Annotated in this window: 24 protein-coding genes; 10 read left to right on the forward strand and 14 right to left on the reverse strand. The window is 75.0% G+C overall.

The genetic code is table 11. The features are described 5' to 3' along the window. Nucleotides 1–3: 3 nt before the first annotated feature. Nucleotides 4–663, reverse strand: coding sequence for a response regulator transcription factor (locus ABZ249_RS06260; RefSeq protein ID WP_355258026.1), 660 nt, complete (start codon nucleotides 661–663; stop codon nucleotides 4–6). Then, nucleotides 660–1814, reverse strand: coding sequence for a histidine kinase (locus ABZ249_RS06265; RefSeq protein WP_355258029.1), 1155 nt, complete (start codon nucleotides 1812–1814; stop codon nucleotides 660–662). Before ABZ249_RS06265 ends, ABZ249_RS06260 begins: the two co-directional genes overlap by 4 nt. 158 nt (nucleotides 1815–1972) lie before the next feature. Here ABZ249_RS06265 and ABZ249_RS06270 point away from each other — a divergent pair, with 158 nt between their 5' ends. Next, nucleotides 1973–2887 carry an alpha/beta hydrolase gene (locus tag ABZ249_RS06270; protein ID WP_355258032.1) on the forward strand — a complete coding sequence of 305 codons (915 nt, stop codon included), beginning with the start codon at nucleotides 1973–1975 and terminating at the stop codon, nucleotides 2885–2887. A 139-nt stretch (nucleotides 2888–3026) separates the two neighbouring features. Then, on the forward strand, nucleotides 3027–3797 hold the full coding sequence (locus ABZ249_RS06275; protein WP_220563008.1) for an FCD domain-containing protein: 771 nt from the start codon (nucleotides 3027–3029) through the stop codon (nucleotides 3795–3797). 84 nt (nucleotides 3798–3881) lie between these two features. Here ABZ249_RS06275 and ABZ249_RS06280 read toward each other — a convergent pair whose 3' ends face one another. Then, complete coding sequence (locus ABZ249_RS06280) at nucleotides 3882–4583, reverse strand: exonuclease domain-containing protein (protein WP_220563009.1); 702 nt, start codon at nucleotides 4581–4583, stop codon at nucleotides 3882–3884. Between the two features lie 27 nt (nucleotides 4584–4610). Then, nucleotides 4611–5813 carry an MFS transporter gene (locus ABZ249_RS06285; RefSeq protein ID WP_355258037.1) on the reverse strand — a complete coding sequence of 401 codons (1203 nt, stop codon included), beginning with the start codon at nucleotides 5811–5813 and terminating at the stop codon, nucleotides 4611–4613. Nucleotides 5814–5950: 137 nt separating this feature from the next. On the opposite strand from ABZ249_RS06285, the gene ABZ249_RS06290 reads away from it, so the two are divergent. Both ABZ249_RS06290 and ABZ249_RS06295 read left to right on the forward strand, forming a co-directional pair. After that, on the forward strand, nucleotides 5951–6406 hold the full coding sequence (locus ABZ249_RS06290) for a MarR family transcriptional regulator (RefSeq protein ID WP_355258741.1): 456 nt from the start codon (nucleotides 5951–5953) through the stop codon (nucleotides 6404–6406). A gap of 80 nt (nucleotides 6407–6486) precedes the next feature. Continuing rightward, the gene (locus ABZ249_RS06295) at nucleotides 6487–7011 is read left to right on the forward strand and encodes an LURP-one-related family protein (protein WP_355258040.1); all 525 of its coding nucleotides are present in this window, start codon (nucleotides 6487–6489) and stop codon (nucleotides 7009–7011) included. A 45-nt stretch (nucleotides 7012–7056) separates the two neighbouring features. Here the strand turns inward: ABZ249_RS06295 and ABZ249_RS06300 are convergent, their stop codons facing one another. The 3 genes from ABZ249_RS06300 to ABZ249_RS06310 all read right to left on the reverse strand — a co-directional run bounded on the left by ABZ249_RS06300 (nucleotide 7057) and on the right by ABZ249_RS06310 (nucleotide 9533). After that, a complete protein-coding gene (locus ABZ249_RS06300) occupies nucleotides 7057–7557 on the reverse strand; it encodes a hypothetical protein (protein WP_355258043.1) in 501 nt (166 codons plus the stop codon). 132 nt (nucleotides 7558–7689) lie between these two features. Further along, on the reverse strand, nucleotides 7690–8340 hold the full coding sequence (locus ABZ249_RS06305) for a response regulator transcription factor (protein WP_355258046.1): 651 nt from the start codon (nucleotides 8338–8340) through the stop codon (nucleotides 7690–7692). Next, nucleotides 8328–9533: a histidine kinase gene (locus tag ABZ249_RS06310; RefSeq protein ID WP_355258049.1), complete on the reverse strand. Its 1206-nt coding sequence runs from the start codon at nucleotides 9531–9533 to the stop codon at nucleotides 8328–8330. The genes ABZ249_RS06305 and ABZ249_RS06310 overlap by 13 nt, the downstream gene beginning before the upstream one ends. Before the next feature lie 135 nt (nucleotides 9534–9668). On the opposite strand from ABZ249_RS06310, the gene ABZ249_RS06315 reads away from it, so the two are divergent. Continuing rightward, nucleotides 9669–10208, forward strand: coding sequence for a DinB family protein (locus tag ABZ249_RS06315; protein WP_355258052.1), 540 nt, complete (start codon nucleotides 9669–9671; stop codon nucleotides 10206–10208). Between the two features lie 39 nt (nucleotides 10209–10247). On the opposite strand, the gene ABZ249_RS06320 is transcribed toward ABZ249_RS06315, so the two are convergent. The 4 genes from ABZ249_RS06320 to ABZ249_RS06335 all read right to left on the reverse strand — a co-directional run bounded on the left by ABZ249_RS06320 (nucleotide 10248) and on the right by ABZ249_RS06335 (nucleotide 14301). Continuing rightward, nucleotides 10248–11141: a bile acid:sodium symporter family protein gene (locus tag ABZ249_RS06320; protein ID WP_355258055.1), complete on the reverse strand. Its 894-nt coding sequence runs from the start codon at nucleotides 11139–11141 to the stop codon at nucleotides 10248–10250. A 220-nt stretch (nucleotides 11142–11361) separates the two neighbouring features. Then, nucleotides 11362–11895: an ATP-binding protein gene (locus ABZ249_RS06325; protein WP_220563017.1), complete on the reverse strand. Its 534-nt coding sequence runs from the start codon at nucleotides 11893–11895 to the stop codon at nucleotides 11362–11364. A 244-nt stretch (nucleotides 11896–12139) separates the two neighbouring features. Next, nucleotides 12140–13666, reverse strand: a complete 1527-nt coding sequence (locus ABZ249_RS06330) for a glycerol-3-phosphate dehydrogenase/oxidase (RefSeq protein ID WP_355258058.1) — start codon at nucleotides 13664–13666, stop codon at nucleotides 12140–12142. 47 nt (nucleotides 13667–13713) lie between these two features. Beyond that, complete coding sequence (locus tag ABZ249_RS06335; protein WP_220563019.1) at nucleotides 13714–14301, reverse strand: TetR/AcrR family transcriptional regulator; 588 nt, start codon at nucleotides 14299–14301, stop codon at nucleotides 13714–13716. A 17-nt stretch (nucleotides 14302–14318) separates the two neighbouring features. Here ABZ249_RS06335 and ABZ249_RS06340 point away from each other — a divergent pair, with 17 nt between their 5' ends. After that, the gene (locus ABZ249_RS06340; RefSeq protein WP_355258062.1) at nucleotides 14319–15935 is read left to right on the forward strand and encodes an FAD-binding oxidoreductase; all 1617 of its coding nucleotides are present in this window, start codon (nucleotides 14319–14321) and stop codon (nucleotides 15933–15935) included. 54 nt (nucleotides 15936–15989) lie between these two features. Here the strand turns inward: ABZ249_RS06340 and ABZ249_RS06345 are convergent, their stop codons facing one another. After that, a complete protein-coding gene (locus ABZ249_RS06345) occupies nucleotides 15990–16616 on the reverse strand; it encodes a hypothetical protein (protein WP_355258065.1) in 627 nt (208 codons plus the stop codon). A 508-nt stretch (nucleotides 16617–17124) separates the two neighbouring features. Between ABZ249_RS06345 and ABZ249_RS06350 the strand changes: the two genes are divergently transcribed. Both ABZ249_RS06350 and ABZ249_RS06355 read left to right on the forward strand, forming a co-directional pair. Beyond that, nucleotides 17125–19749 (forward strand): ATP-binding protein, encoded by a 2625-nt coding sequence (locus ABZ249_RS06350; protein WP_220563022.1) that lies wholly within the window; start codon nucleotides 17125–17127, stop codon nucleotides 19747–19749. Next, a complete protein-coding gene (locus ABZ249_RS06355) occupies nucleotides 19730–20407 on the forward strand; it encodes a response regulator transcription factor (RefSeq protein ID WP_355258068.1) in 678 nt (225 codons plus the stop codon). The genes ABZ249_RS06350 and ABZ249_RS06355 overlap by 20 nt, the downstream gene beginning before the upstream one ends. 33 nt (nucleotides 20408–20440) lie before the next feature. Here the strand turns inward: ABZ249_RS06355 and ABZ249_RS06360 are convergent, their stop codons facing one another. Together ABZ249_RS06360 and ABZ249_RS06365 are read right to left on the reverse strand one after the other, a co-directional pair. Then, nucleotides 20441–21373, reverse strand: a complete 933-nt coding sequence (locus ABZ249_RS06360; protein ID WP_355258071.1) for an aminoglycoside phosphotransferase family protein — start codon at nucleotides 21371–21373, stop codon at nucleotides 20441–20443. Between the two features lie 354 nt (nucleotides 21374–21727). Next, the gene (locus ABZ249_RS06365; protein WP_220563025.1) at nucleotides 21728–22405 is read right to left on the reverse strand and encodes a CbiX/SirB N-terminal domain-containing protein; all 678 of its coding nucleotides are present in this window, start codon (nucleotides 22403–22405) and stop codon (nucleotides 21728–21730) included. Between the two features lie 815 nt (nucleotides 22406–23220). On the opposite strand from ABZ249_RS06365, the gene ABZ249_RS06370 reads away from it, so the two are divergent. Continuing rightward, nucleotides 23221–24036, forward strand: coding sequence for an aminoglycoside adenylyltransferase domain-containing protein (locus ABZ249_RS06370; protein WP_355258075.1), 816 nt, complete (start codon nucleotides 23221–23223; stop codon nucleotides 24034–24036). 55 nt (nucleotides 24037–24091) lie between these two features. Continuing rightward, entirely contained in the window at nucleotides 24092–24643 is a 552-nt protein-coding gene (gene def / locus ABZ249_RS06375; protein WP_355258078.1) for a peptide deformylase, read from the forward strand. The last annotated feature ends 71 nt before the right edge of the window (nucleotides 24644–24714 follow it).

Below are 24714 nucleotides of genomic sequence, written 5' to 3' on the forward strand. Positions count from 1 at the left end.
GTCTCACGACACCAGGCCGTGGCGGTAGGCGTAGACCACGGCCTGGACGCGGTCGCGCAGGCCGAGTTTGGCCAGGATGCGCGAGACGAACGTCTTCACGGTCTCCTGGCTGATGAACAGCGCGGCGGCGATCTCGCCGTTGGACAGGCCCTCCGCGAGCAGGTGCAGGACCTCCAGCTCGCGGGGCGTCAGCGGGGAGTCGGCCGGGTCGGTGCGGGAGGGCCTGATGCGCTCGGCGTACTCGCCCACCAGGCGGCGGGTGACGTCGGGGTCCAGCAGGGCCGCGCCGGAGGACACCGTCCGGATCCCGTGCAGCAGCCGTTCCGGCGGCGCGTCCTTGAGCAGGAAGCCGCTGGCGCCCGCGCGCAGCGCCTCGTAGACGTACTCGTCGAGGTTGAACGTCGTGACCACGAGGACCTTGACGGGGTGCTCCACCCCGGCGCCGGCCAGCCGGCGGGTGGCCTCGATGCCGTCGAGCACGGGCATGCGCACGTCCATCACCACGACGTCGGGGCGCAGCCGTCCGGCGAGTTCGACCGCGGTCGCGCCGTCCGCGCACTCGCCGACGACCTCCAGGTCGGGCTGGGCGTCGACGATCGTGGCCAGCCCGGTGCGGATCAGCACCTGGTCGTCGCAGACCAGGACCCGGATCGGCGCGCTCATTCCCGGCCGCCCGCCGGTGCGGGCGCGGGGATGCGCGCGTGGACGGCGAAGCCCCCGTCCCGCCGGGGCCCGGCGGCGAAGTCGCCGCCCAGGTCCTCCACGCGTTCGCGCAGCCCGGCCAGGCCGCGCCCGCCGCCGGGTGCGGCGGGGGCGGACCGGGAGCGGTCGGTGCCGACGTCCACGGTGATCTCCTCGGGGCGGTGGCGGACGCGGACGGTGGTGCGGCTGCCGTGCGCGTGCTTGAGGGCGTTGGTCAGGGCCTCCTGGACGACGCGGTGCGCGACGAGGCCGGCGCCGCCGCGCGGGGCGTCCCGCGCGCCCTCCTCGGTGAACTCCACCGGCTGCCCGGCCCGGCGGGTCCGCTCCACCAGGGGGAGCAGCCCCTCGCCGGAAGGGGGACCCGTGTGTCCGGGGTCGATCACGTCGAGCAGGCGGCGCAGGTCGCCGATGGCCTGCCGGCCGGTGCCGGCGACCGCGGCCAGGGCCCCGTCGAGCCTTTCGGGCGCCGCGGCCAGGTGGCGGGCCGCCTCGGTCTGCACGACCATCGCGGTCACGTGGTGGGTCACGACGTCGTGGAGTTCGCGGGCGATGCGGGCGCGCTCGGCGGCGCGGGTGTCCTCGGCGACCCGGCGGCGGCGCTCGGCCTCGGCGGCGCGGGTGGAGCGCAGCCACGCCCCGATCCCCCAGGAGAGGGCCAGCGCCGCGTAGAACATCGCCCACTCGGCCGGGGGCTCGCCCGTCCCGACCCGCGTCAGGGCGACCGCCAGCACCGCGAAGGCCGCCGTGCCCGCCAGCAGGGTGGTGCGCCGGTACCGGTCGAGGTGGGCGCCGGCGCTGATCAGCGCGAGGGGCAGCGCGGTGCCCGCCACCAGGTGGTAGCCGAGCAGCTGGTCGAGGGCGAAGCCGCACGCCACCAGGGCCAGGGCCGGGGCGGGCCACCGCCGCCGCCCGGCCAGGGGCAGGCACTGGAGGGCGGCCACGGCCAGGCCCAGGGCGTCGAGGGGGCGGTCCGGAACGCCGCCGACCTGGGTTCCGTGGTGGTGCAGTGCCGGGAGGAGGGAGGCGGCCAGGAGCAGCAGGCCCAGGGGGAGGTCCCGGAGGGTGACGTCGAGTCGCCGCCACAGGAGGAGGGGGTGCCGGAGTCTGGTCACCGGTGCAGTGTAGTGGCGCTGTGACGCAACGCCCCGGGCCGCGTCCCCCGTGCGAGCTACGCGCAGGTGCCCTCTGAGCGGTGATGACCGGCGGGCCGCCGGATCCGTAGCGTGTCGGCTGTTCGTCCACCGTACCGTTCCCTTCCCCGGAGGCCACCGTGTCCCGTATCGTCCGCGCCACCGCCCTGACCGCACTGTGCTGCCTCGGCCTCACCGGCTGCGGGGTGGCGTCCGACGTGGAGGAGGGGCTGGGCGAGGTGCGGGAGGACCTGGAGTCCGCCGCGGACGAGGTGATGACCGACGGGGAGCTGTTCACCGGTTCGAAGACGCTCACCGTCGACGGGGGCTCCGTGCACGTCTCCTGCTCGGGCGCCCCGGCGGACGGCCGGCCGGTCATCGTCCTGATGGCCGGGATGGGAGACGGGCTGGACACCATGGCCGACCTGCAGCGGACCCTGGCCGAGGACGACCGGGTCTGCTCCTACGACCGCTTCGGCGAGGGCGAGAGCGACCCGCCGAGCGGCCCCCAGACCATCGCCGACAGCGGGGAGACCCTGACCGCCGTCCTCGACGACGTCTCCCCCGACGCCCCGGCCGTCCTGGTCGGGCACTCCCTGGGCGGGCTGATCGCCGCCCGCTACGCCCCCGACCACCCGGAGCGGGTCGGGGGCCTGGTGCTGCTGGACGCCACGTCGCCGACGATGCTCGACGACATCACCGGCGTGATCCCCGAGTCCGCCACCGGCGAGGGCGCCGAGGTGCGCGCCCAGAACATCGCGGTGTTCGAGGGGGAGAACCCGGAGAGCCTCGTGATCGAGAGCGATCCGCTGGTCCGCTCGGCCGGGGACGTCCCGGTGGAGGTGGTCCGGCACGGGGTCCCCTACCTCGGCGAGATCGCCGAGTACGGCGACGAGCTGGAGCGCGTGTGGGCCGAGGGGCAGGAGAAGTGGCTGGAGCTCTCCGGGCAGAGCCGGCTGACCACCGCGTCCGAGAGCGGCCACTACATCCACGTCGACCAGCCCGGGGTCGCCGTCGAGGCCGTGCGGAGCGTCGTCGAGCGGGCCGCCGGCTGAGGTCCGCCGCGCGTCGCACGGCGGGGTGCCGGGCGCTCCGCGCCTCGGGTGCGGGGTCTCCCGGAGGGCCGCGGCGGGGGTTCGGCCCATAGGATGACGGCACCGCGACGCGACGAGGGGAAAGCGGAGGGCCGCCGGGGTGAACGAGGCGAGTACGGGCGATGCGCCCCGGGCGGAACCGGCCTGGCGGCCGGTCCCCCGCAGCCGGGCCTACGAGCTCGTGGTCGACCGCATCGAGGAGCAGATCGTCAGCGGCGCTCTCCGGGTCGGCGACCACCTGCCCCCCGAGCGCGAGCTCGCCTCCTGGCTGGAGGTCAGCCGCGCCGCCGTGCGCGAGGCGATCCGGACCCTGGAGGCGCACGGGGTGGTCAGTTCCTCGGTCGGCTCCGGCAAGGGGGCGGGCACCGTGGTCACCGCGATGACCAGCGGCGCGCTCACCCGGATGCTGCGGCTGCACGTGGCGCTGACGAGCTTCCCGATGGTCGACGTCATCGAGGCGCGGGTGATGCTCGAACGCACCAGTGCCGCGCTGGCCGCGCGGGAGGCCTCCGCCGAGGACCTCGCTCTGATGCGCTCCCTGGTGGACGCCATGGACGACCCGGCGCTCGGCCGTGAGGAGTTCAACGAGTTCGACACCCGCTTCCACGTGGCGATCGCCGAGGCGGCCGGGAACCGGCTGGTCGCGGACATGACCATCGCCATCCGCGAGTCGATGAAGCAGCGGGTGCTGGAGGGCTTCCGGGGCGCCGCCGACTGGCCGGCCACGTCGGAGGTGCTGCGCGGCCACCACCGGGGGGTCATGGAGGCCGTCGAGGCGCGTCGGGGCGAGCTGGCGGCGGACCTGGTGGAGGAGCACATCCGCTACGCGTTCGCGCACCTTCCGGGGTTCCGGTCCGGCGGCGACCGGTAGGGGCGGTGGCCCGCGGGGGCGGCCCCCGGCCCGCGCCCCGGCCGGCCGGCGCCCCGGCCTGTCCCCCGGTCGGCCCGCGGCCCGTCAGCCCGCCGCCAGGGGCCAGCTCCCGTCGATGACCGCCTCCGGGTCGCGTCCGCGCCTCAGGTAGGCCTGGAAGGACGCGGCCTGCTCGGCCTTCCAGGCCGCCTGGGCGGCGTGCAGGGCGTCCAGGTCCAGGGACGCGAGCTCCTCGTGGGTCGCGCCCAGCCGCCAGGCCAGCCGCGCCGCGGCCAGCGCGTCGGCGGCGGCCCCGTGCGCCTGGCTCTCGTCCAGGGGCACCCCGTGGTGGGCGCACACGTCGGTGAGCTTGCGGCCGCCCCGCCGGTAGGGGTCGGTGTGCTTGTCGAGCACCAGGGGGTCGATCACCCGCAGCTCCCGGAGGAACCCCGAGGACAGGCCGTGGCGCTCCAGCTCCGCGGACAGCAGCCCGAGGTCGTAGGGCGCGTTGTAGACGACCACCGGCAGCCCGTCGGCGGCGACCTTCTCCAGCGCGGCGGCGATCTCGGTGACCGCCTCCACCGCGGGCCGCCCGTTCTGGCGGGCGTGCTCCGTGGTGATGCCGTGGATGGCGGTCGCCTCCTCGGGGATCTCCACACCCGGGTCGGCCAGCCAGGACAGCTTCTCCTTGGTGCCGGCGGCCGGGTCGATGCGCCACAGGGCGGCGGTGACGATCCGGTCGGTGGCGAGGTCGAGTCCGGTCGACTCGAAGTCCAGCGCGGCCATGGGGCGGGTGTGCCAGCTCATGTGGGCCCTTCCGTTCGGGGTGCAGTCCTATCGTGCCCCCTCGCGGTGACGTTCGGTGTCCGACTCCGCCGACGGGCGGGCGTGTTCTCCGCCGGGCAGCCGGGTGGCGGCGACCATGGCGGCGAGGCCGGCCAGGGTGATGAGCGCTCCGGTCCACAGCGGGGAGGTGTACCCGAACCCGGCGGCCAGGCCCAGTCCTCCGGCCCACGCGCCCAGCGCGTTGCCGACGTTGAACGCGGCGATGTTGGCGCCCGAGGCGAGCGTGGGCGCGGCCGAGGCGAACCCCATGACGCGCGACTGGAGCCCGGGGACGGTGGCGAACCCGAGGGCTCCCATGAGCAGCAGCGCGGCCACGGCCGCCCAGGGGACGTGCGCGACCAGTGCGAACACGGCGAGGACCGCGGTGAGGGCGGCGAGCAGCCCGACCAGGGTGCGGCCCGGGTCGCGGTCGGCGGCCCGGCCGCCCAGCAGGTTGCCGGCGAACAGCCCGGCGCCGAACAGCACGAGCAGCCAGGGCACCGCCCCGGAGGAGAACCCGCTGACCTCGGTGAGCGTGAACGCGATGTAGGTGAAGCCGCCGAACATGCCGCCGAAGCCGAGCACGGTGACCGCGAGGGACAGCCACACCTGGAGGCTGCGGAAGGCGGAGAACTCCGAGCGCAGCCCGCCGGGGCCGGACTCCTCGCGCACGGCGGGCACCAGGGCGAGGATGCCGACGAAGGCGACGACGCCGATGGCGGTGATGGCCCAGAAGGTGGCGCGCCACCCGGCGGCCTGGCCGAGGAAGGTGCCGAAGGGGACGCCCAGGACGTTCGCGGTGGTCAGCCCGGCGAACATGATCGAGATCGCGGCGGCCCCGCGGCCGGGCGGGACGATGCGGGAGGCGAGCACCGCGCCGATGCCGAAGAACGCGCCGTGGCACAGGGCGGCGATGACGCGGCCGAGCATCATGACGCCGTAGTCGGCGGCCAGGGCGGAGACGGCGTTGCCCGCGATGAACAGGACCATGAGCAGCAGCAGGGCGCGTTTGCGGTCAACCCGGTGGAGCAGCGCCGTCAGGCCGACGCCGCCGACCGCGACGGCCAGGGCGTAGCCGGAGATGAGGTACCCGGCGACCGCGGGGGTGACGCCGAAGTCGGCGCCGACCTCGGGCAGCAGGCCCATGATGACGAATTCGGTGAGGCCGATGCCGAAGCCCCCGAGAGCGAGGGCGTAGAGCGCGAGCGGCATGAGGAGTGCTCCCCGGAGGTACTCGGAGACAAGGAACGTTGCGCATGCACTAGTTGCAGGCGCAACTAAAATAGTTGCACGCGCTCTCTACCTGCGCAAGCTGGTATCCTGTGGCCTCTGACACCGGGAGGCTGCACATGGGCATCGCCGACGACGCCGTCGAGATCCGGGCCCACGGCTGGCGGACCCTCGCCGCCGTGCACTCCCTCATCGAGAACGCCCTGGAGCGCGCCCTCCAGGAGGAGCACGGGCTCTCCGTGGTCGAGTACACCGTCCTGGACGCCCTCGACCGGCAGGACGGCTGGCACATGCGGATGCGCCAGCTGGCCCGCGCCGCCGCCCTCTCCAACAGCGCCACCACCCGGCTGGTCACCCGACTGGAGGACCGCGGGCTGCTCACGCGCGTGCTGTGCGCGGACGACCGCCGGGGCATCTACACCGAGCTCACCCCGGCCGGGAAGCGGCTGCTGGAGCACGCCCGGCCCACCCACGACCGGGTGCTGCGCGAGGCGCTCGCCGAGGCCGGGGCCACCCCCGAGCTGGCCCCCCTGGTGGCCGCGCTGCGCGAGCTGGAGCCCCGCCCGGCCCGCTGACCCGCGGCCCGCCTGGACCGCCGTCCACAGGGCCGCCCCCGCCCCTGGTGCGCCGCGTCGCGGCCCTCTAGGTTGGGGGCATGAAATTCCTGGTACGCGAACGTTTCTTCGACATCGGCGACGACTTCTGGGTGACCACGGAGGACGGCGAGAAGGTCTACCACATCGACGGCAAGGCCCTGCGCATCCGCACCACGTTCCACCTGGAGGACACCGACGGCAACGTCCTCACCACCATCCGCCGCAAGCTCTTCAAGGTGCGCGACCAGATGCGCATCGAGCGCGACGGCGAGACCGTGGCCACCGTGCGCGAGCGCCTCTTCGACCCGCTCAAGGAGAAGCTCGTGGTGGAGATCGAGGGCGGCCCGGAGTGGGAGGTGACCGGCGACTTCCCGGGCAAGGAGTACGTGGTCTCCGACGAGCACGGCACCATCGCGCACATCTCCCGCAAGCTGCTGCGCATCCGCGACACCTACGCGGTGGACGTCAACACCCACCGCTCCGACCTCGGCGGCGACCCGGTGCTGGCGCTCAGCGTCGCGGTGGCGGTGGACGCCCTCACCGCCGACAAGGACGAGGACGGGCAGGACGCCCCGGCCGAGTGACGCCCCGGCCCCGGCGCACACCCCCGCCCCCGGTGTGCCCGGCGGTCAGTCCCCGACGGACACGACCAGGCCGCGCTCCCAGGGGAGGTAGGGCTCCCGGCGGCTGCGCAGCACCGGGCGCGGGAGGCCGCCCTCCACGGCGCAGCGGGAGATCTCGCGCGCGGCCATGGCGCCGGCCACCCGGAAGGCCCTCGGGGTGGAGTCCTCCGCGTGCCAGCGGGCGTCGACCAGCCGGACCAGGGCGGCCAGCGGGGGCGGCCCCTCGTCGGGACCGTACTCCTCGGCCTCCTCGGCGGTCAGGGGCGTCCAGGCCTGCCGCGCGCCCTCGGCGAAGGCGCGGGCCAGCTCCGGGGGCATCCGCTCGCCGCGCGGGCCGCGCGGCGGCACCGCGGCGTCGAACACGAAGCCGTCGGGGGCCCCGGCGGGCAGCGGCTCGGCCTCCGCCCAGGCCGCGGCGAAGTGGCCGCCCCCGCAGGTGTATCGGATGCTGCGCACGTAGACGCCGGCGACGGTGCGCGTCAGGGGTATGCGGTTCCGGGAGGGCACTCGACCCCTCCTTCCGGCGCGTGGGACGACTCGGATGCAGTCCTGATTCCCACTGAAAGGACCGAAGATACCCCGCCTTCCCCCTCCTTTCGCCCTCACGGGCCGAAGCCGGTCACCGGGGTCCGGAAGCGGTCACCGCCGCCCTCCGTCGAGGTAGGCGAGCACCGCGCGGACCCGCCGGTGCCCGGGGTCGGCGGGGGCCAGTCCGAGCTTGGCGAAGATATTGCCGATGTGCTTGTGCACGGCGTTGTCCCCGACCACGAGCCGTGCGGCGATCTCCCGGTTGTCCGCGCCCTCGGCCATCAGCGCCAGCACCTCGCGCTCGCGCCGGGTGAGCGTCTCCAGCGGGTCGCCGTCGCGGCGGACCAGCAGCTGGGCCACCACCTCCGGGTCCATCACGGTGCCGCCGCCCGCCACCCGGTGCAGGGCGTCCACGAACTCCCCGACCCGGCCCACCCGGTCCTTGAGCAGGTACCCCACCCCGCCGCGGCCGTCGGCCAGCAGCTCGCCCGCGTACCGGCGCTCCACGTACTGCGACAGCACGAGCACCGCCAGGTCCCGGTGGCGCTCCCGCAGGGCGATCGCGGCCCGCAGCCCCTCGTCGCGGAAGTCCGGCGGCAGGCGCACGTCCACCAGGGCCAGCCCGGGCCGGTGCCGGTCCACGGCGGCCGTCAGGGCCTCGGCGTCGCCCGCCACCTCGACCACCTCGAAGCCCTTGGCGGTCAGCAGGGCCTCCAGCCCGGCCGACAGCAGCACGTTGTCCTCGGCGATCACGATCCGCACGGCAGCTCCACGCGGACCACCGTCGGGCCGCCCGCCGGGCTCGACACCCGCACGGTCCCGTCCAGGGCCGCCACCCGGTGGCGGATGCCCCGCACGCCCGTCCCGCGCTCCTCGTCCACCCCGCCGGGGCCGTCGTCGGCCACCCGCAGGCGCAGCACGTCCCCCTCCCGGGACAGGGACACGTCGACCGCGGTCGGCGAGCCGTGGCGGACGGCGTTGGTCACCGCCTCGGTGACCACGAAGTAGGCGGCGGTCTCCACGGCCGCCGGCAGGCGCCCCGGGTCGGCGGCGTCCAGGCGCACCGGGACGGAGGTGCGCCCGGCCAGGGAGTCCAGGGCCCCGACCAGGCCGCGGTCGGCCAGCACCGGCGGGTGGATGCCGCGGATCAGCTCGCGCAGCTCGGTCATCGCCTCCTCGGTGCCCTCGTGGGCCCGTTCGATGATCGCGACGGCCTCGGGGTGCCCGGCCAGCGCCTCCTTGGCCACGCCCAGCTGCATGGCGATGGCCACCAGGCGGGCCTGGGTGCCGTCGTGCAGGTCGCGCTCGATGCGGCGCAGCTCGGCCCCGTGGGAGTCGACCACGTCGGCGCGGGTGCGGCTCAGCTCGTCGACCCGGGCGGCGAGCAGCTCGGCGCGGGACGGGGTCAGCCGGGCCAGGGTGAGCCGGGCGTGGACCCGGGCGGCGGGGACCAGGGCCCAGCGCAGCAGGACGAGTCCGCCGACGAGCTGCCCCGCGGTGGCGCACGCGGCCGTGACCGGGTCGTTCACCGTCAGCCACAGGAACGTCGTCTCGCCGGGCAGGGCCCACCAGAACGGGAACTGCAGCGAGGCGGGCGGCATCAGTACGGCGGTCAGGCCCAGCAGGCCGAAGGGCAGCCCGAGCAGGGGGGCGACCGGCAGCCAGCGGCCCAGTCTCAGGGTGGAGGGGGCCCGCAGGAGCCTGCGCGGGCGCGTCTCCGGTGCGGGCGCCTCCGGCACGGGGGCGCCCAGCAGCAGGGCGGCGCGCGCCCGGTGCCACCGGGCCCACCCGTCCACCGTCCGCACCCACAGGGGCAGCAGGCCCAGCCGCCCGATCGGGGCGGTCAGCGCCGCGACCGCGGTCAGCGGCAGCATGACCAGTGACACCAGGGCCGCACCCAGTGTCACGACCAGGTACCCGGCCGCCCTCCCGACCGCCGCCCACGTCGCGCCCATCCGCCGTCCTCCTTCGCCCGCACCGTCGTTCACCCGACAGTCTGGGGCATGCGGAGCGCACCGGACACTACAGCGTGCACCCGGAAACGGCCGTCGGCGGGCCGGAGTGTCCCCGTCCCGCGGGATGCTGGCGGCATGGAGCACATCCCGCCGGAGAACCTGTCACAGCCCATGTCCGCCGACCGCCCTCCCCTGCCCTCGGCCGGCGACGAGAGGGAGGTGCTCACCGCCCACCTGGACTGGCACCGCGCCACCTTCGAGGCCAAGTGCGCGGGGCTCACCGCCGGGCAGCTGTCGCTGCGGGCGGTCCCGCCCTCCACGCTGTCCCTGCACGGGCTGCTCCGCCATCTGGCGGGGGTGGAGCGGTGGTGGTTCCGCATCCGCTTCGCGGGCGAGGACCTGCCGCTGCTGTACTACTCCGACGACGACCCCGACCAGGACTTCGACGACCTGGCGGGCGACCCGGCACAGGCGCTGGCCCGGTGGCGGGAGGAGGTCGCGCACGCCCGGCGGATCACCGCGGGCTCCCCGCTGGACGCGCTGGGGGCCGACGCCGACCGGGGCGGCCCCACCCAGCTGCGGGTGGGCCTGGTCAAGCTGATCGCGGAGTACGCCCGCCACAACGGGCACGCCGACCTGCTGCGCGAGCGCATCGACGGGTCGACCGGGTACTGAGGGCCCTTCCGGGGGCGGCCGGGCCGCCCCCGGTCCGGGTCAGGCGGACGCCTGTTCCGCCGCGGCGTCCTCGCGGGCCGCGCGCCGGGCGAGCAGGGCCCCGGTGGCGGCGGCGGTGAAGAACATCAGCACGCCGTAGACCGCCGAGGGGACGGCGATCTCGCTGCTGTCGAGCAGCGCCGGGCTGAGCGCGATGGCCAGGGACAGCGTGGTGTTGTGCAGGCCGATCTCCATGCAGGAGGCGATGGACTCGGGGCGGCCGGTGCCGACCAGGCGCGGGGCCCAGTAGCCGATGGTGAGGCTGGCGATGTTGAACAGCAGCACCAGCAGGCCCACCGCCACGATGTAGTCGCCGATGTTCTCCCGCTCCTGGTAGATGGCCACCGCCACGACGCCCAGCAGCACGAACACCGAGGCGATCTTGACCGGCTTCTCCAGGCTCCGCGCGACCGGCTCCGCCTTGGCCCGGACGAGCATGCCGATGCCGACGGGGACGAGGATGATCGCGAAGACCTGGAGGATCTTGTCGAACTGCAGGCCCAGGGTGTCGCCGCCGCTCATGAAGTAGGCCAGCGACAGGTTGGTGATCAGGGGCAGCGTGAACAGCGCGGTGAGGGAGTTGAGCGCTGTCAGCGAGATGTTGAGCGCGACGTTGCCGCGGAACAGGTGGCTGAACAGGCTCGCGGTGGTGCCGCCGGGCGAGGCGGCCAACAGCATCATGCCGACCGCGAGGGCGGGCGGCGGGCTGAAGAGCAGCACGAGGCCGAAGCAGACCAGCGGCAGCAGGACGATCTGGCAGCCGAGGATGAGGGCGACGGTGCCGGGGATGCGGGCCAGCCGGGTGAAGTCGGGGACCGTCAGGCTCAGTCCCAGGCCCAGCATGATGATGGCGAGCGCGGCGGGGAGCGCGATCGTGGCGATGGTGGAGTCCAAGGGGGCCGGCTCCTCGTGGTCGGGCCGCCGGGGGTGCGGCTCGGTGGACGGGGGTCGCGGACCGCGTTCGGTGACGGTGCGGCGCAGCACCGGACGGACACCCGGATTCGCGCCTTCCGGTGAGATGCGTCACATCCGACCTACTGGCCGGTATGCTCCCACGCCGCCCTCGGACATGACAAGACCCCGGTCGGGGCCGGGGTCGGGTGCGCGGGCGGGGTCAGGCGGCGGGCCAGGAGCTGCCGGTCATGTCGTAGGCGAGGTGGAACCAGACCTTGCGGATGCTGGGATGGCCGTTGTCGCCCCAGGTGGTGGCGAAGCTGTCGACCAGTGCCAGGCCGCGGCCGTTCTCGGCGGTGAGCCGGTCGGCGGTGGGGGCCACCGGGGCCAGCGGGCCGTCGTGCGGGGTGCCGTTGTCGCGGCAGACCAGGGTCAGCCCGGTGGGGGTGCGCGTCACCCGCAGCACGAAGGTCTGGCCCTCCTCCCCCGACCTGCTGTGCTTGATCGCGTTGGTCGCCAGCTCCGTGCCCAGGAGCGCGAACAGGTAGCGGAAGTCGCTGTCGCGGGCGGCCGCGCAGGTGTCCAGGAAGGCGCGCGCCAGCGGGATGTTCGCGGCGCGGCCCGGGAACTCCCAGTGCCGTTTGACGAAGGGCACCGGGCGGCCGTTGAAGTAGTGCCGGTACTCGTCCGGGACCCCCGCCAGGACGGTGTCCTCGGCCTCGGCCAGGGCGGGCACGGAAACGAGTGAGGGCATGGCTGACTCCTTGGGCGGGCGGCTCAGTGGGCAGGCGAACCGTGAGAGGGGGCGGCTGCGGGAGCGTCCGGGGCACCGCGGGGGACGGGCGGCGCGGGACCGGTATGACCATACGCGATCCGGCCCCTGTGGGACAGGGGATGTCGGTGTGGCGCGTTCCTCTGCCGCCCTCCCGCGCCGCCCCGCGGGAGGGTGCCGCGGCCGGCCCGGCGCCCTCGCCGCCGGACCGGCCGTTCCCCCGGCCTCAGGCCCCGGCCGCCAGCGCCTCCTCGGCCGCCGGCCGCGCGGCCGCGCGGTCGGCGTCGACCAGCGCGATCCGGGTGCGCCGTTCCAGCAGGTCGTCCGCGTCCAGCGCGCCCTCGTGGCGCACCCCGAACCGCAGTTCGGCCCCGGTGATCCCGGCGGCGACCGGCTCCAGCAGGGCGGGGTCGCCCCCGGCCTCGGCCAGCACCGCGGGCGCCTCGGTCCCGTAGCGGGCGACCAGGCGGCGCGGCGCCTCCACGGCGTCCAGCTCCTCCCGGGGGGCGGCGCCGACCAGCGGCAGGGTCCGGGTCCGGCAGGGACCGGCGGGCAGCCGGTGCCGGGACACCGCGGCGTCCACGGCCTCCTGCGCCATCGCCCGGTAGGTGGTGAGCTTGCCGCCGACCACCGTGACCGCGCCGTTGGGGGCGACCGTCACCGAGTGCTCGCGGGACAGGTCGGCGCTGTCGGCGTCGCCGTGCAGCAGCGGGCGCAGCCCGGCGAACGCCCCCAGCACGTCCGACCGGCGGATCGGCGTCCGCAGCGCCCGGTTGGCCTGGCGCAGCAGGAAGTCCACGTCCTCCTCGGGGACTTCGGGCACGTGCGGGGCGGGGCCGTCGACGGCCTCGTCGGTCAGGCCCAGGAGGATCCGCCCGTCCGGCTGGGGCAGGGCGAAGACGAACCGGCCCGGGGCCCCCTCCACCGGAACGGTGAGCGCCACCCTGGGGTGCCCCAGGACGGCGCCGTCCAGCACCAGGTGGCTGCCCCGGCTGGGGCTGAGCCGGATTCCCGGGTCGAGCAGGTCGGCGTGGACCCCGGTGGCGTTGATGACGGCGCGCGGGCGCACCGGCAGCGGGCGGCCGGTCTCCTCGTCGCGCAGTACCGCGCCGTCGGCCGTGACGGTCTCGGCCGAGCAGCGCGTGATGATCCGCGCGCCCAGCCCGGCGGCGGTGCGGGCCAGGGCCAGCACCAGGCGGGCGTCGTCGACGAGCTGGCCGTCGAAGGTCAGGACTCCGCCGAGCAGCCCCTCGGCCTCCACCCCGGGCAGGAGCCTGCGGGTGCGGGCGGCGTCCAGCAGCCGGGGGCGGGGCAGTACCGAGGCAGGGGTCCCGGCCAGGCGGCGCAGCACGTCGCCCATGCCCATCCCGGCCCGGGCCAGCAGCCCGCCGGGCAGCCCGCCCAGGTCCCGGTGGACGGGGACGACCATGGGCAGCGGGCGCACCAGGTGGGGGGCGGTGGTCCGCATGAGGAGGTCGCGTTCGCGGGCGCTCTCGTAGGCGATGCCGACCCGCCCCTTGGCGAGGTAGCGCAGGCCGCCGTGGACCAGCTTGGAGCTCCACCGGCTGGTGCCGAAGGCCAGGTCCCGGCGTTCGACGAGCACGGTGGACAGTCCCCGGGAGGCGGCGTCCAGGGCGGCGCCCGCGCCGGTCACCCCGCCGCCGACGACGAGGACGTCGATCCCCGCCCCGGCCTCCAGGGCGGCGAGGTCGGCGGACCGGCGGGCGGCGTTCAGGGAGGTGCTGCTGCTCATGGGAGAGCGGTCCTTTCCGGGGGATGTGGAACGGCGTGCGCGGGGGGTCAGGGCGCCAGGTAGCCGTCGACGAGGGTGGCCAGCTCGTCGACGAGCGCCTCCTCGTCGAGGAGGTCGGCGAACAGGTGGCGCGAGGTCACGGTGTTCTGTGCGGTGACCATGACCAGGCGGGCCAGCACCGCCGGGTCCCCGGCGCGGACCGACCCCTCGGCCTGCCCCTGGGCGATCACGGGTTCGAGGATCTCCAGGGCGGCCCGGTGGCTCGTGCCCAGGCGCTGGAACGTGTAGGTGGTCATGAGCTCGGGCTCGGTGTCGACGATGCGGGTGAACAGCGGGTGGCGCAGCATCGCCCGGGCCACCCCGGCCGCGTGCAGCACCAGCCGGACCCGGACGCTCTCCTCGGCGAGGTCGTGCTCGGCGGCCATCTCCTCCTCCAGGAGGATCCGCCGCAGCTCCCGGGTGAGCAGGTCCGCGACCAGGGCGGTGACGTCGGGCCAGCGGCGGTAGACGGTCGGCCGGCTGACCCCGGCGCGGCGGGCGACGTCGGTCAGCGTGGTGCGGCGCACCCCGAAGTCCACGACACAGGCGCGGGCCGCGTCGAGAATGCTGTCTTCAACGTTACGTTTTGACGCCATATGTAAAACTGTAGAGCATGGCTGACGACACCACACCCCGCACCGCCCCCGAGATGAGCTGGTTCGCCTGGGGGGACCCCGCCAGGGCCCGGGAGCTGGACCCCGGACTGCGCGACCTCATCGCCCAGGTGCTGCGCGCCCGGCTCGACGAGCGTCCCCCCGTCCCCGAGGAGGCGGTGGAGCTGGCGCCCTCCGCCCTCACCGAACGGGCCCGCGCCGCGCTGGCCGCGGTCGTGGGCGGGGAGCACGTCCGCACCGACGACGCGGCCCGGCTGCGCCACGCGGGCGGCAAGAGCACCCCCGACCTGCTGCTGCGCCGGTCGGGAGCGGCCGACCCCGCGCCCGACGCCGTGCTCTACCCCGCCGGCCACGACGAGGTGCAGAGGCTGCTGGAGGTCTGCTCCGCCGAGCGGATCGCCGTGGTGCCCTTCGGCGGCGGCACCAGCGTCGTCGGCGGGCTGACCCCGCTGCGCGGCCGCTTCGGCTCCGTCGTCGCCCTGGACCTGCGCCGCCTGGACCGGCTGGTCTCCCTGGACGCCACCTCGATGACCGCCGTCCTGGAGGCGGGCGTGCGCGGACCGGCGGCCGAGGAGCTGCTGGCCCGGCACGGGCTGATGCTCGGCCACCTGCCGCAGAGCCACGAGTACGCGACCATCGGCGGGTACGCCGCCACCCGCTCCAGCGGCCAGGCGTCCTCCGGGTACGGCCGGTTCGAGGACATGGTGGTGTCGCTGCGCGCGGCGACCCCGCGCGGCACCCTGGAGGCGGGCGGTGCCCCGGCGTCGGCGGCCGGGCCCGACCTGCGCCGGCTGCTGCTCGGCTCGGAGGGCACGCTGGGCGTGATCACGGAGGTCGGCGTACGGGTGCGCCCCCTCCCCGGAACGGTCCTGGACGAGGCGTGGTCGTTCCCCGACTTCGCCACGGGGGTGGACGCCCTGCGCGCCCTGGCCCAGTCCGACACCCGGCCCACCATGGCGCGGATCCTGGACGAGTCCGAGACGTTCGTGGGCGCCGCCCTGGGCGGGCACGAGGCGCGGCCGGGCTGCCAGGCCGTGCTCGGGTTCGAGGGCACCGCCGCCGAGGTGGCCGCCCGCTCCGCGGCGGTGTGCGAGGTGCTGTCGCGGGCGGGCGGCACCCCGCTGGGCGCGGGGCCGGTGGCGCACTGGCGGGAGAACCGCTTCTCCTCCCCCTACCTGCGCGACACCCTGCTGTCGGCGGGCGTGCTCGCCGAGACCCTGGAGACCGCGGCGAGCTGGACCGACCTGCTGCCGCTGTACTCCGCCGTCACCGGTGCCCTGACCGCGGCGCTGGAGGGGGACGAGGGCGGGGTCGTGGTGATGTGCCACGTGTCGCACACCTACCCGACCGGGGCGTCCCTGTACTTCACGGTGGCGACGGCGGCGGGCGGGGATCCCCTGGCGCGCTGGGAGGGCGCCAAGCGCGCCGCCTCCGACGCGATCGTCGCGAACGGGGGGACCATCACCCACCACCACGCGGTGGGCACCGACCACCGGCCGTGGATGGCCGCGGAGATCGGCCCGCTGGGCGCGGAGGTGCTGCGGGCGGTCAAGGCGGCGCTGGACCCGGAGGGCGTGCTCAACCCGGGCAAGCTCATCCCGGACGCGCGGGACTGACCGGGCGCGGGTGCGCGGGGACCGCCCGCGCGCCCGCGCCCCGGCGGCGTTCCGTCACGCCCTCTCCGAGGTGCGCGAGAGCCGGCGGCGGAGCTGCCCGGAGAAGTCCTCCATGAACTCCATCGCCTCGGCGTCGTCGACGTCCCCGGGGACGGTGTAGTGGACGTACACCTGCACGTTGACGTCCTGGAAGGCGGCGACCGCCGACCGGTCGCCGTCGTAGTCGTGGAGGGTCACGATCCCGCCGTCGCCCGCCGGGGTGCGCGCCCACTCCAGGACGTCCTCGTCGTCGCGGCCGCGGTCCAGGTCGCCGATCCGGTCCTCCATCTCCTGGACGGTGTCCTCGAAGTACTCCCGGGAGCGCTCGTGGTCGAACAGGGAGGCGTTGACGACCAGCCCCCACTCCTCGCCGTCGTCGGAGACGTAACAGCTCAGCTGGCCGATGTAGCCGGCCTCCTCCAGTTCGGCGTCGTCGGAGTACCACTCCTGCTCGTCCATGGTGACGAACTCGCCCTCGGCCCGGGCGCCGTCGGCGCCGGGGACGGTGTCGACCACCTGCACGGGCAGCACGTCGCGGCAGGAGGCCAGCTCGGCGTAGGGGCGGCCGCCCGCCGACTCCCACACCGCGAAGCCCAGGAGTCCGGCCACCAGCACCCCCGCGACGGCGCCGGCCGCGATCACCACCCCCTTGCGGGAGCGGCGCGGCGGCGGTCCGGGGGGCGGCCCGCCGGGCGGGCCCGGGGGCGGTCCGCCGGGCGGGAGGCCGGGCGGGAGGCCGCCGCCGGCACCGGGCGGCGGGCCGTGGCCGGGGACACCGGGGACCCCGGGCGGGCCCGGGAAGGCCGGACCGCCGGGCGGGCCGGGGAAGGAGCGGTCGTCGGGGGGATACGTCATCGGTTCCGCGGCGCCGTTCCGGGCGGATCGGCGCCGCACCTCCTCACCGGGGGTTTCGTCGTTGGCGGGGGCGGCGGGGACCGCCTCCCAGGGGGATACCCGCCCCCGGCGGGAACGCATCCCGCCGGGGCGGCGGGTCCGGGCGGTCCCGGGCGCGGGGGCGCGCCCATGACACGGCGTTCCGTGCGGTGCACGAAGCGCTGTCACAGGTTTTCACGGATCGTGCGCCTCTCCCGCCCCACAGGGCCCGGTTTTCCGACCGATACCGGCCACGGAGCGTTCCCGCGGCACGACAATGGATGCCGTGGGACGAGGAAAACTCCGTATCTATCTGGGCTCGGCACCCGGGGTCGGCACCACGCACGGCGCGCTGGCCGAGGCCTGCCGCCGGGCCGCCGACGGCGTCCACGTGGTGGTCACGGCGGTCGACACGCACCGGCGGGAGCGCACGGCGGAGCTGCTCTCCCGGCTGGAGTCGGTCCCGCTCCACCCCTCGGGGTCGGTCGACACCGCGGCGGTGATATCCCGGGCGCCCCGGCTGGCGGTGGTGGACGACCTGGCCGGGCCCAACCCGCCCGGCTCCCCCAACCCGACCCGCTGGCAGGACGTCGAGGAGCTGCTGGAGGCGGGCATCGACGTGCTGTCCACCGTGGGCATCCACCACCTGGAGTCGCTCAACGACGTCGTCCACCAGATCACCGGCGTCCGCCCCGACCGCACCGTCCCCGACCACGTGGTGCGCCGGGCCGCCGAGGTCGAACTGGTCGACGTCACCCCCCAGGAGCTGCGCCGCCGGATGGCGCACGGCGACATCCACCCGGCCGAGCGGGTGGACGCCGCGCTGGCCGACTACTACCGCGAGGGCAACCTGGCCGCCCTGCGCGAGCTGGCGCTGCTGTGGACCGCCGACCAGGTGGAGGCGGGACTGGCCCGCTACCGGGGCGAGCACGAGATCCGCCGCACCTGGGAGGCGCGCGAGCGGGTCGTCGTCGCGCTGACGGGCGGGCCCGAGGGCGAGACCCTGATCCGCCGCGCCGCCCGGGTGGCGGCCCGCTCCCGGGGCGGCCACCCCCAGCCCAGCCACCTGCTGGCCGTGCACGTGGTCCCCCCGCAGGGGATCTCCCGGGCGCCCGGCGACGACCTGCTGCGGCAGCGGCGGCTGCTCGCCGAGCTGGGCGGCACCTACCACCAGGTGGTCGCCAACGACGTGCCCACAGGGCTGCTGGAGTTCGCCCGCGGGGTGCACGCCACCCAGATCGTGCTGGGCTCGTCGCGGCGGCGCGCCTGGCAGTACATGTTCGGGCCGGGCGTGGGAGCCATCGTCGCCCGCGAGTCCGGCGACATCGACGTGCACATCGTCACGCACGAGGAGGTGGGCAGCGGGCGCTGGCCGCTGCCGCCGCCGGGGCGCGGGCTGGGCGAGCACCGCAGGCTGGCGGGCTGGTCGCTGGCCCTGCTGGCGCCCACCCTGATGTCCCTGGTGCTGGCGCTGCCGCCGTTCACCGACAGCGGCCCGGCCTCCGACGCGATGCTGCTGCTCCTGATCACCGTGTCCACGGCGGCCGTCGGCGGCCTGCGCCCGGCGCTGGTCTCGGCGCTGTGGAGCGCGATCCTGCTCACCGCGCTGCTGTCGCCGTTGCACGGGCGGCCCTCGGTGTCGGTGGACAACATGCTGGCGCTGGTGGCGTTCACCCTGGTCGGCACGCTGGTGGCGATCGTGGTGGAGATGGCGGCCCGCCGGTCGGCGCAGGCGGCGCGGGCCCGGGCCGAGGCCGACGCGGTGACGCTGCTGGCCGGCAGCGTCCTGTCCGGCAACGAGCCCCTGCACGCGCTGCTGCGGCGCATCCGGGAGACCTTCGGGCAGCGGTCGGCGACCCTGCTGGAACGGGTCGACGCCTCCGCCGGGGAGGGGGGCGACGACGAGGGCGGGCCGCTGGACGGCGAACGGTGGCGGCCGGTGCACAGGGTCGGGACCCCGGCGGCCGACTCCCCCGAGGAGGCGGACGTGCTGGTGTCGATCTCCGACACCCTGGCGCTGGCGCTGCGCGGCCGGGTGCTGCCCGCGGCCGACCGGGGGGTGCTGCGGGCGTTCGCGGCGCACATCGGGATCGCCCTGGAGCACCAGCGGCTGGAGTGGGACGCGGCCGAGGCCCGGCGCCAGGCGGCGGGCAACCGGATACGCACCGCCCTGCTGGCCGCGGTCTCCCACGACCTGCGCACTCCGCTGACCTCGATCAAGGCGAGCCTGTCGAGCCTGCGCGCCACCGACATCACGCTGACCGAGGAGGACCGGGAGGCGCTGCTGGAGACCGTGGAGGAGTCCACCGACCGCCTCAACCGGCTCATCGACAACCTGCTCGACATGAGCCGGGTGCACACCGACAGCGTGCGCCCCAAGCTGGGCCCGGTGGGCCTGGAGGAGGTCGTCCCGATCACGCTGCTGGGGCTGCCGCACGACGCCGTCACCGTGGACGTCCCCGACTGCCTGCCCCGGGTGGTGGCCGACGCCGGGCTGCTGGAGCGGGCGGTCGCCAACGTGGTCTCCAACGCGGTGCGCCACAACCCCGACCCTCGCACCCCGGTCCTGGTGGCGGCCAGCACCCACGGCGACGAGGTGCAGCTGCGGGTGGTGGACCGCGGCCCCGGGGTGTCGGACGAGGGCAAGCAGCGGATGTTCGAGGCGTTCCAGCGCCTGGGCGACGCGCCACAGGGCACGGGGGTGGGGCTGGGACTGGCGGTGGCCCGTGGTTTCGTTGAGGCGATGCACGGCACCCTCACCCCCGAGGACACCCCCGGCGGCGGGCTGACGATGGTGTTCACCCTGAGAGCGGTGGACCCGGACGGGGACGGGGCCGCGACCGGTACCGGCGGCACGGACGACGAGAGCACGAGGGGGGCCGATGCGGGTCCTGGTCGTTGACGACGACATCCAGATCATCCGGGCCATGACGATCAACCTGCGGGCGCGCGGGCACGACGTGGACACCGCCGCCGACGGGGCCGCCGCGCTGCGGCTGGCCGCCGACCACAACCCCGACGTGGTCCTGCTCGACCTGGGGCTGCCCGACATGGAGGGGCTGGAGGTCATCCGGCGGCTGCGCGGCTGGTCGCAGGTCCCGATCATCGTGCTGTCGGCGCGGCACTCGGCCGGGGAGAAGGTGCGCTGCCTGGACTCGGGCGCCGACGACTACGTGACCAAGCCGTTCGGGATGGACGAGCTGCTGGCCCGGATGCGGGCGGCCGAGCGGCGGTCGGTGCGCGCGGAGGAGGCCCCGGTGGTACGCACCGACTCCTTCAGCGTGGACCTGGGCGCCAAGCGTGTGGTGCGCGGCGGCGAGGAGGTGCGGCTCACCCCCACCGAGTGGCACATCCTGGAGATCCTGGCCCGCAACGCCGGTCAGCTGGTGAGCCAGCGCCGCCTGCTGCACGACGTGTGGGGGCCCGCCTACCAGAGCGAGACGAACTACCTGCGGGTGTACATGGCTCAGCTGCGGCGCAAGCTGGAGCCCGACCCGGGCCGGCCCCGGTACCTCATCACGGAGGCGGGCCGGGGGTACCGGTTCGAGAACACGACCTGACCCCGGGCCGGCCGGGGCCCGCCCCGGCCCCGATCAGCGGGCGGGGGCGGGGTCCCCCGCGGCCAGCCCCATGAGCAGGTCGAACTCGTCGGCGCCGAGGTGCCCCCGGTTGATCTTGGAGACGGCCAGGCAGGGGGCGAAGGCGCGCACCCAGAGCATCATGCGCTCGGCGTCGACGTCCATCACGCGGGACAGGACGGACACCCGTCGCTCCACCTCCCCGCTGTCGCCGGCCTTCCACATCGCCCAGTCCACCGCGTCCACGGCGCCGTCGCCCAGGCAGCCGCGCGGGTCCAGCGCGACCAGGCCGCGCTCTCCCCCGTCGATGACGTTGCCGGGGTGGAGGTCTCCGTGCAGGGGGACACCCCCCTCGCGGCCGTTGGCGAGGTCGCGGGCCAGGGCGCGGGCACGGTGCATGACCGACGCCGGGACGACCTCGCCGGCCGGTCCCTCGGAGCGTTCGCGCTCCCACAGGTCGAAGACGAACTGCACCCGGGAGGTGAGCGGCGGCAGCTCCTGGCGCCGTTCGCGGGACACCTCGGCCGCGTGCAGGTCGGCGATGAGCGCCCCGACCGTCTCCATCTCCGGGACCTCTCCCCGGGCGGCGACGGTGTCGCCCTCCACGCGCTCCATGAACACCGCGCCGTGGCGCGGGTCCAGCCCCCAGACCTGCGGCACCCTCCCGGTCGGCTCCCACAGGCGCAGCAGCCCGGCCTCGGCGACCGCCAGGCCGCTGTCCGGGGAGAGCTTGACCACTCCCCTGCGCCCGTCGGCGCCCAGGACGTGCAGGACCACGGAGGTGCGGCCGTGGGGCGCCGCGCCCTCGACGGTGAGCCGCCACTCGGTGGCGAGCTCGTCCACGACGGCGGGCAGTCCGGCCAGCCATTCGCCCACGTGCACGCCGAAGCGCCGTTCCAGACGACGGCGCTGCCGGTCGTCGACGAACTGCGTAGTGACGTCGTTCATACATCCACCTTCGGTCCGCTCACGTCGCTGCCTGCCGGGGTCGAGCCTCCGACGCGCGGGCGTGTCCGGGGCTCCGGGCCGTTCACCGGGTCGTACGCGCCCCCGCGTCCCGGCCGCGGGGTCGGGGAGGGGACGCGTTCCGGGCGGTCGCGCGCTCCGTGGGCGCGGGCGCGGTCCGGGCCGTGCCGCGGGTGCGGGGAGTTCCCGCCCTCAAGGCCCATACCCAGACCCGTCGGAGGGGTAACGGCCCGCGGCCGTCCCCTCGCCGGGGCGTTCTCCCGTTCCGCCGACGCCGTCGCCCTCGGGGGTCATCATGTCACCTCGGGTGAGGTCCGCGCGGTCGTTCCGGACATCTCACACGAGCCGCCCCTTCGCGGCCCGGTGCTGGGCCAGCAGGGTGTCCACGACCAGTTCCGACGGCCACAGCGGCGTGGTGATGGCGGTGACGTCCAGCCCCCGCAGCAGGTCGAAGTCGGGCCCGTCGACGAGCCTCCAGGCGGCGACCGCCACGTTCTCGTGGCCGTCGCGGCGCAGCCGGTCGACCGCGTCGAACACCGACGGCGCCCAGGTGCGCAGGTAGCCGACCTGCACCGGGGAGCCCAGCCGGCGGCTGAGCATGCGGGCCACGTCCATCACGACCTGGCGCTCCTCGGTGCCGGTCGTGCCGTCGGCGGCCAGGACGACACCGTCCCCCCTCCCCCACCCGGAGTCGGACAGGCGGGCGGCCAGGTCGGCCACGATCGAGGGCACCGCGCCCAGGGGCGGGGTGCGGCAGGCGTCGGGCATCCCGCCGAGGCCGAGGCGGGAGAGCAGGTGGGCGCTGGCGACGTCGCCTCCGGCGACGAACGCCGGCACGACCACCTTGGGCCCGCGGACGGAGCGGAGTGCGGCGGCCACCTCGTCGGGGCTGCCGAAGGCGGCCGCGACGGGCGCCTCCCCCCGGCCGGCCACCGCCTCGGCCAGTCCGCACAGGGCCTCACGTCGTTGGGCGTCACGCGAGTCGTCGGCTACGAGGACCATCGTGGGGACCATGCGCGGCTCCTTCGTCGTCTTTTCGGATCGCTGCCGTTCTGCGAGGCTAAAGGGGCACGGTTTCATGGGGGTGGCCCCGTGTTACGCACAGGAAAACAGCGGACAATGGCTGTGATGGTTATCACCAGAGCATCTCTTGGTGAACCATAACAATCGCCGAAAAATTCGGGCGTGTCCACTTCTCGGGACAGTGGTCTACACCTCATCCGGAGCCCCGTCACCCCGGCGCCTCCCGGCGCACCGCGCACACTCCACCCCCTACCTGGTAGGACTTCCCGAAAGTCCGCGCCACGGGGGAGGCCGACCGGAGGAACGCGGGGGACACCGCCCCGGACGGCCCGCCCGAGGCAACGCCGGAATTTACCGGGAAGTTCTCTGGAGAAATTCCCGGCAAAGCAATTCCCATGCATTCGCCTCGTGCCGATGCACGTGCCGCAGAATGTGCGCGCCACACCTCCCGACATAACGCCCGAAATGACACCCGGTACCGATTCGCGGGCCGGTGCCCGAAAAGCGGCCGGAGGGACCCCCGCCCGCGCATCTAATAGCACGTCCCCCGCCGGTGCGTCAAGGGTGCACAGTCCCATCTTTCACCCTGGACCGCGCACCACTCACCCCGTGGGGGCAGGGTGCGAGTGCGGTGCCATCACTTGCCATCGCCCCGAAAGGGGACCCACACTTGAGAAGTGGAGCACTGATGTCACCGCAGGCCCGGGAGCCTCAACGGCCCCGCCCGGCACATCGGCCCCGGAGGTTCCCCCGACTCCGGGTCCCGTGCTCCGCCGGAGCACCGCATCGTCCAGACTGGAGTGAGCATGGCCGTCCACCCTCGGGTACGGACACTCGCGCAGACCTTCCTCGAACACGCCGACCGGGTCTCCCCCGGCCTGGTGGAGGGCCTCTACCTGACCGGTTCGGTGGCCCTGGGCGACTTCCGCCCGCACACCAGCGACGTCGACTTCGTCGTCGTCACCTCCCGGCGCCCCGGCGCGCGGGAGGGCGACCTGCTCCGCCAGGCGCACGCGCGCACCCGCGCCGACATCCCCCGCCCCCAGTTCAACGGCATCCACGTGACCTGGGACGACCTCACCCACGACCCCGCGCGGTGCGGCTCCGTCCCCTCCGTCATCGGAGGCCGGTTCCGCGACCGGGCCGCCGCCGACGTCAACCCGGTCACCTGGCACATCCTGGCCCGCCACGGCGTCACCCTGCGCGGCCCCCACCCGCTCGAACTCGACGTGTGGGACGAGCGCGAGAGCCTGCGCACCTGGTCGCTGGGCTCCCTGGACGAGCAGTGGCGCCGGTGGCGGGAGAAGGCCGGCCGCCTGGTCACCCCGCGCGGCCTCGCCGTCCTGGGGTCCCTGGCCCCCTCCTGGAGCGTGCTCAGCGTCAGCCGCCTGCACTTCACCCTCAAGACCGGCGAGATCACCTCCAAGTCCAGCGCCGGCGCCTACGCCCTGCACGCCTTCCCCGAGAGATGGCAGCGCATCGTCAACGAGTGCCTGCGCGTCCGCCGGGGCAGCGGCGCGCCCTCCCTGTACGAGAGCGCCCTGGCCCGCCGCCGGGCCGCCCTGGACTACATCGAGATGGTCCTGGACGACGCCCTGCGCCCCGGCCTGGCCGCCGCCTGAGGCCCCGTCGCGGGCGGCCGGAACGCCCGCGTGGCGCAGCGACTACCCTGTGGGCATGACCCTGCGCCCCATCGTCCGCTTCGGCGATCCCGTCCTCGTCACCCCGACCACGCCCGTCACCAAGTTCGACCGGCACACCGAAGCCCTGGTCAAGGACCTGCTGGACACCGTCGACGCCCCCGGCCGCGCCGGAGTGGCCGCCACCCAGATCGGGGTGGGCCTGCGGGTGTTCAGCTACAACGTCGAGGGGCGCATCGGCTACGTCATCAACCCCGAGCTGACCGAGCTCTCCGAGGAGACCCAGGACGGCGAGGAGGGCTGCCTGTCCATCCCCCGGCTCTGGTACCCCACGCAGCGGGCCATGCGCGCGGTCGTCACCGGCGTGGACCTGCGCAACGAGCCGGTCACCGTGTCCGGGGAGGGCCTCATGGCGCGCGCCCTCCAGCACGAGACCCAGCACCTGGACGGGGTGCTGTACATCGAGCGGCTCACCCCCGAGCTGCGCAAGCAGGCGCTGCGCGACATCCGGCGCTCGGACTGGTTCATGCCGCAGGAGGAGCCCCGGCCCGCGGGCCCGCTGCCCAGTGCCTTCGGCGGAATCGGCTGAACCCGGGGCGAAGGGGTCACTCCGGTCCTCCGGTACGGGTATCTTCGGACGCATCCCCGCACACTCCCCCA

Origin of the sequence: Nocardiopsis sp. NPDC006139 (assembly GCF_040614155.1) — a bacterium.
Taxonomy (GTDB): Bacteria; Actinomycetota; Actinomycetes; order Streptosporangiales; family Streptosporangiaceae; genus Nocardiopsis; species Nocardiopsis changdeensis.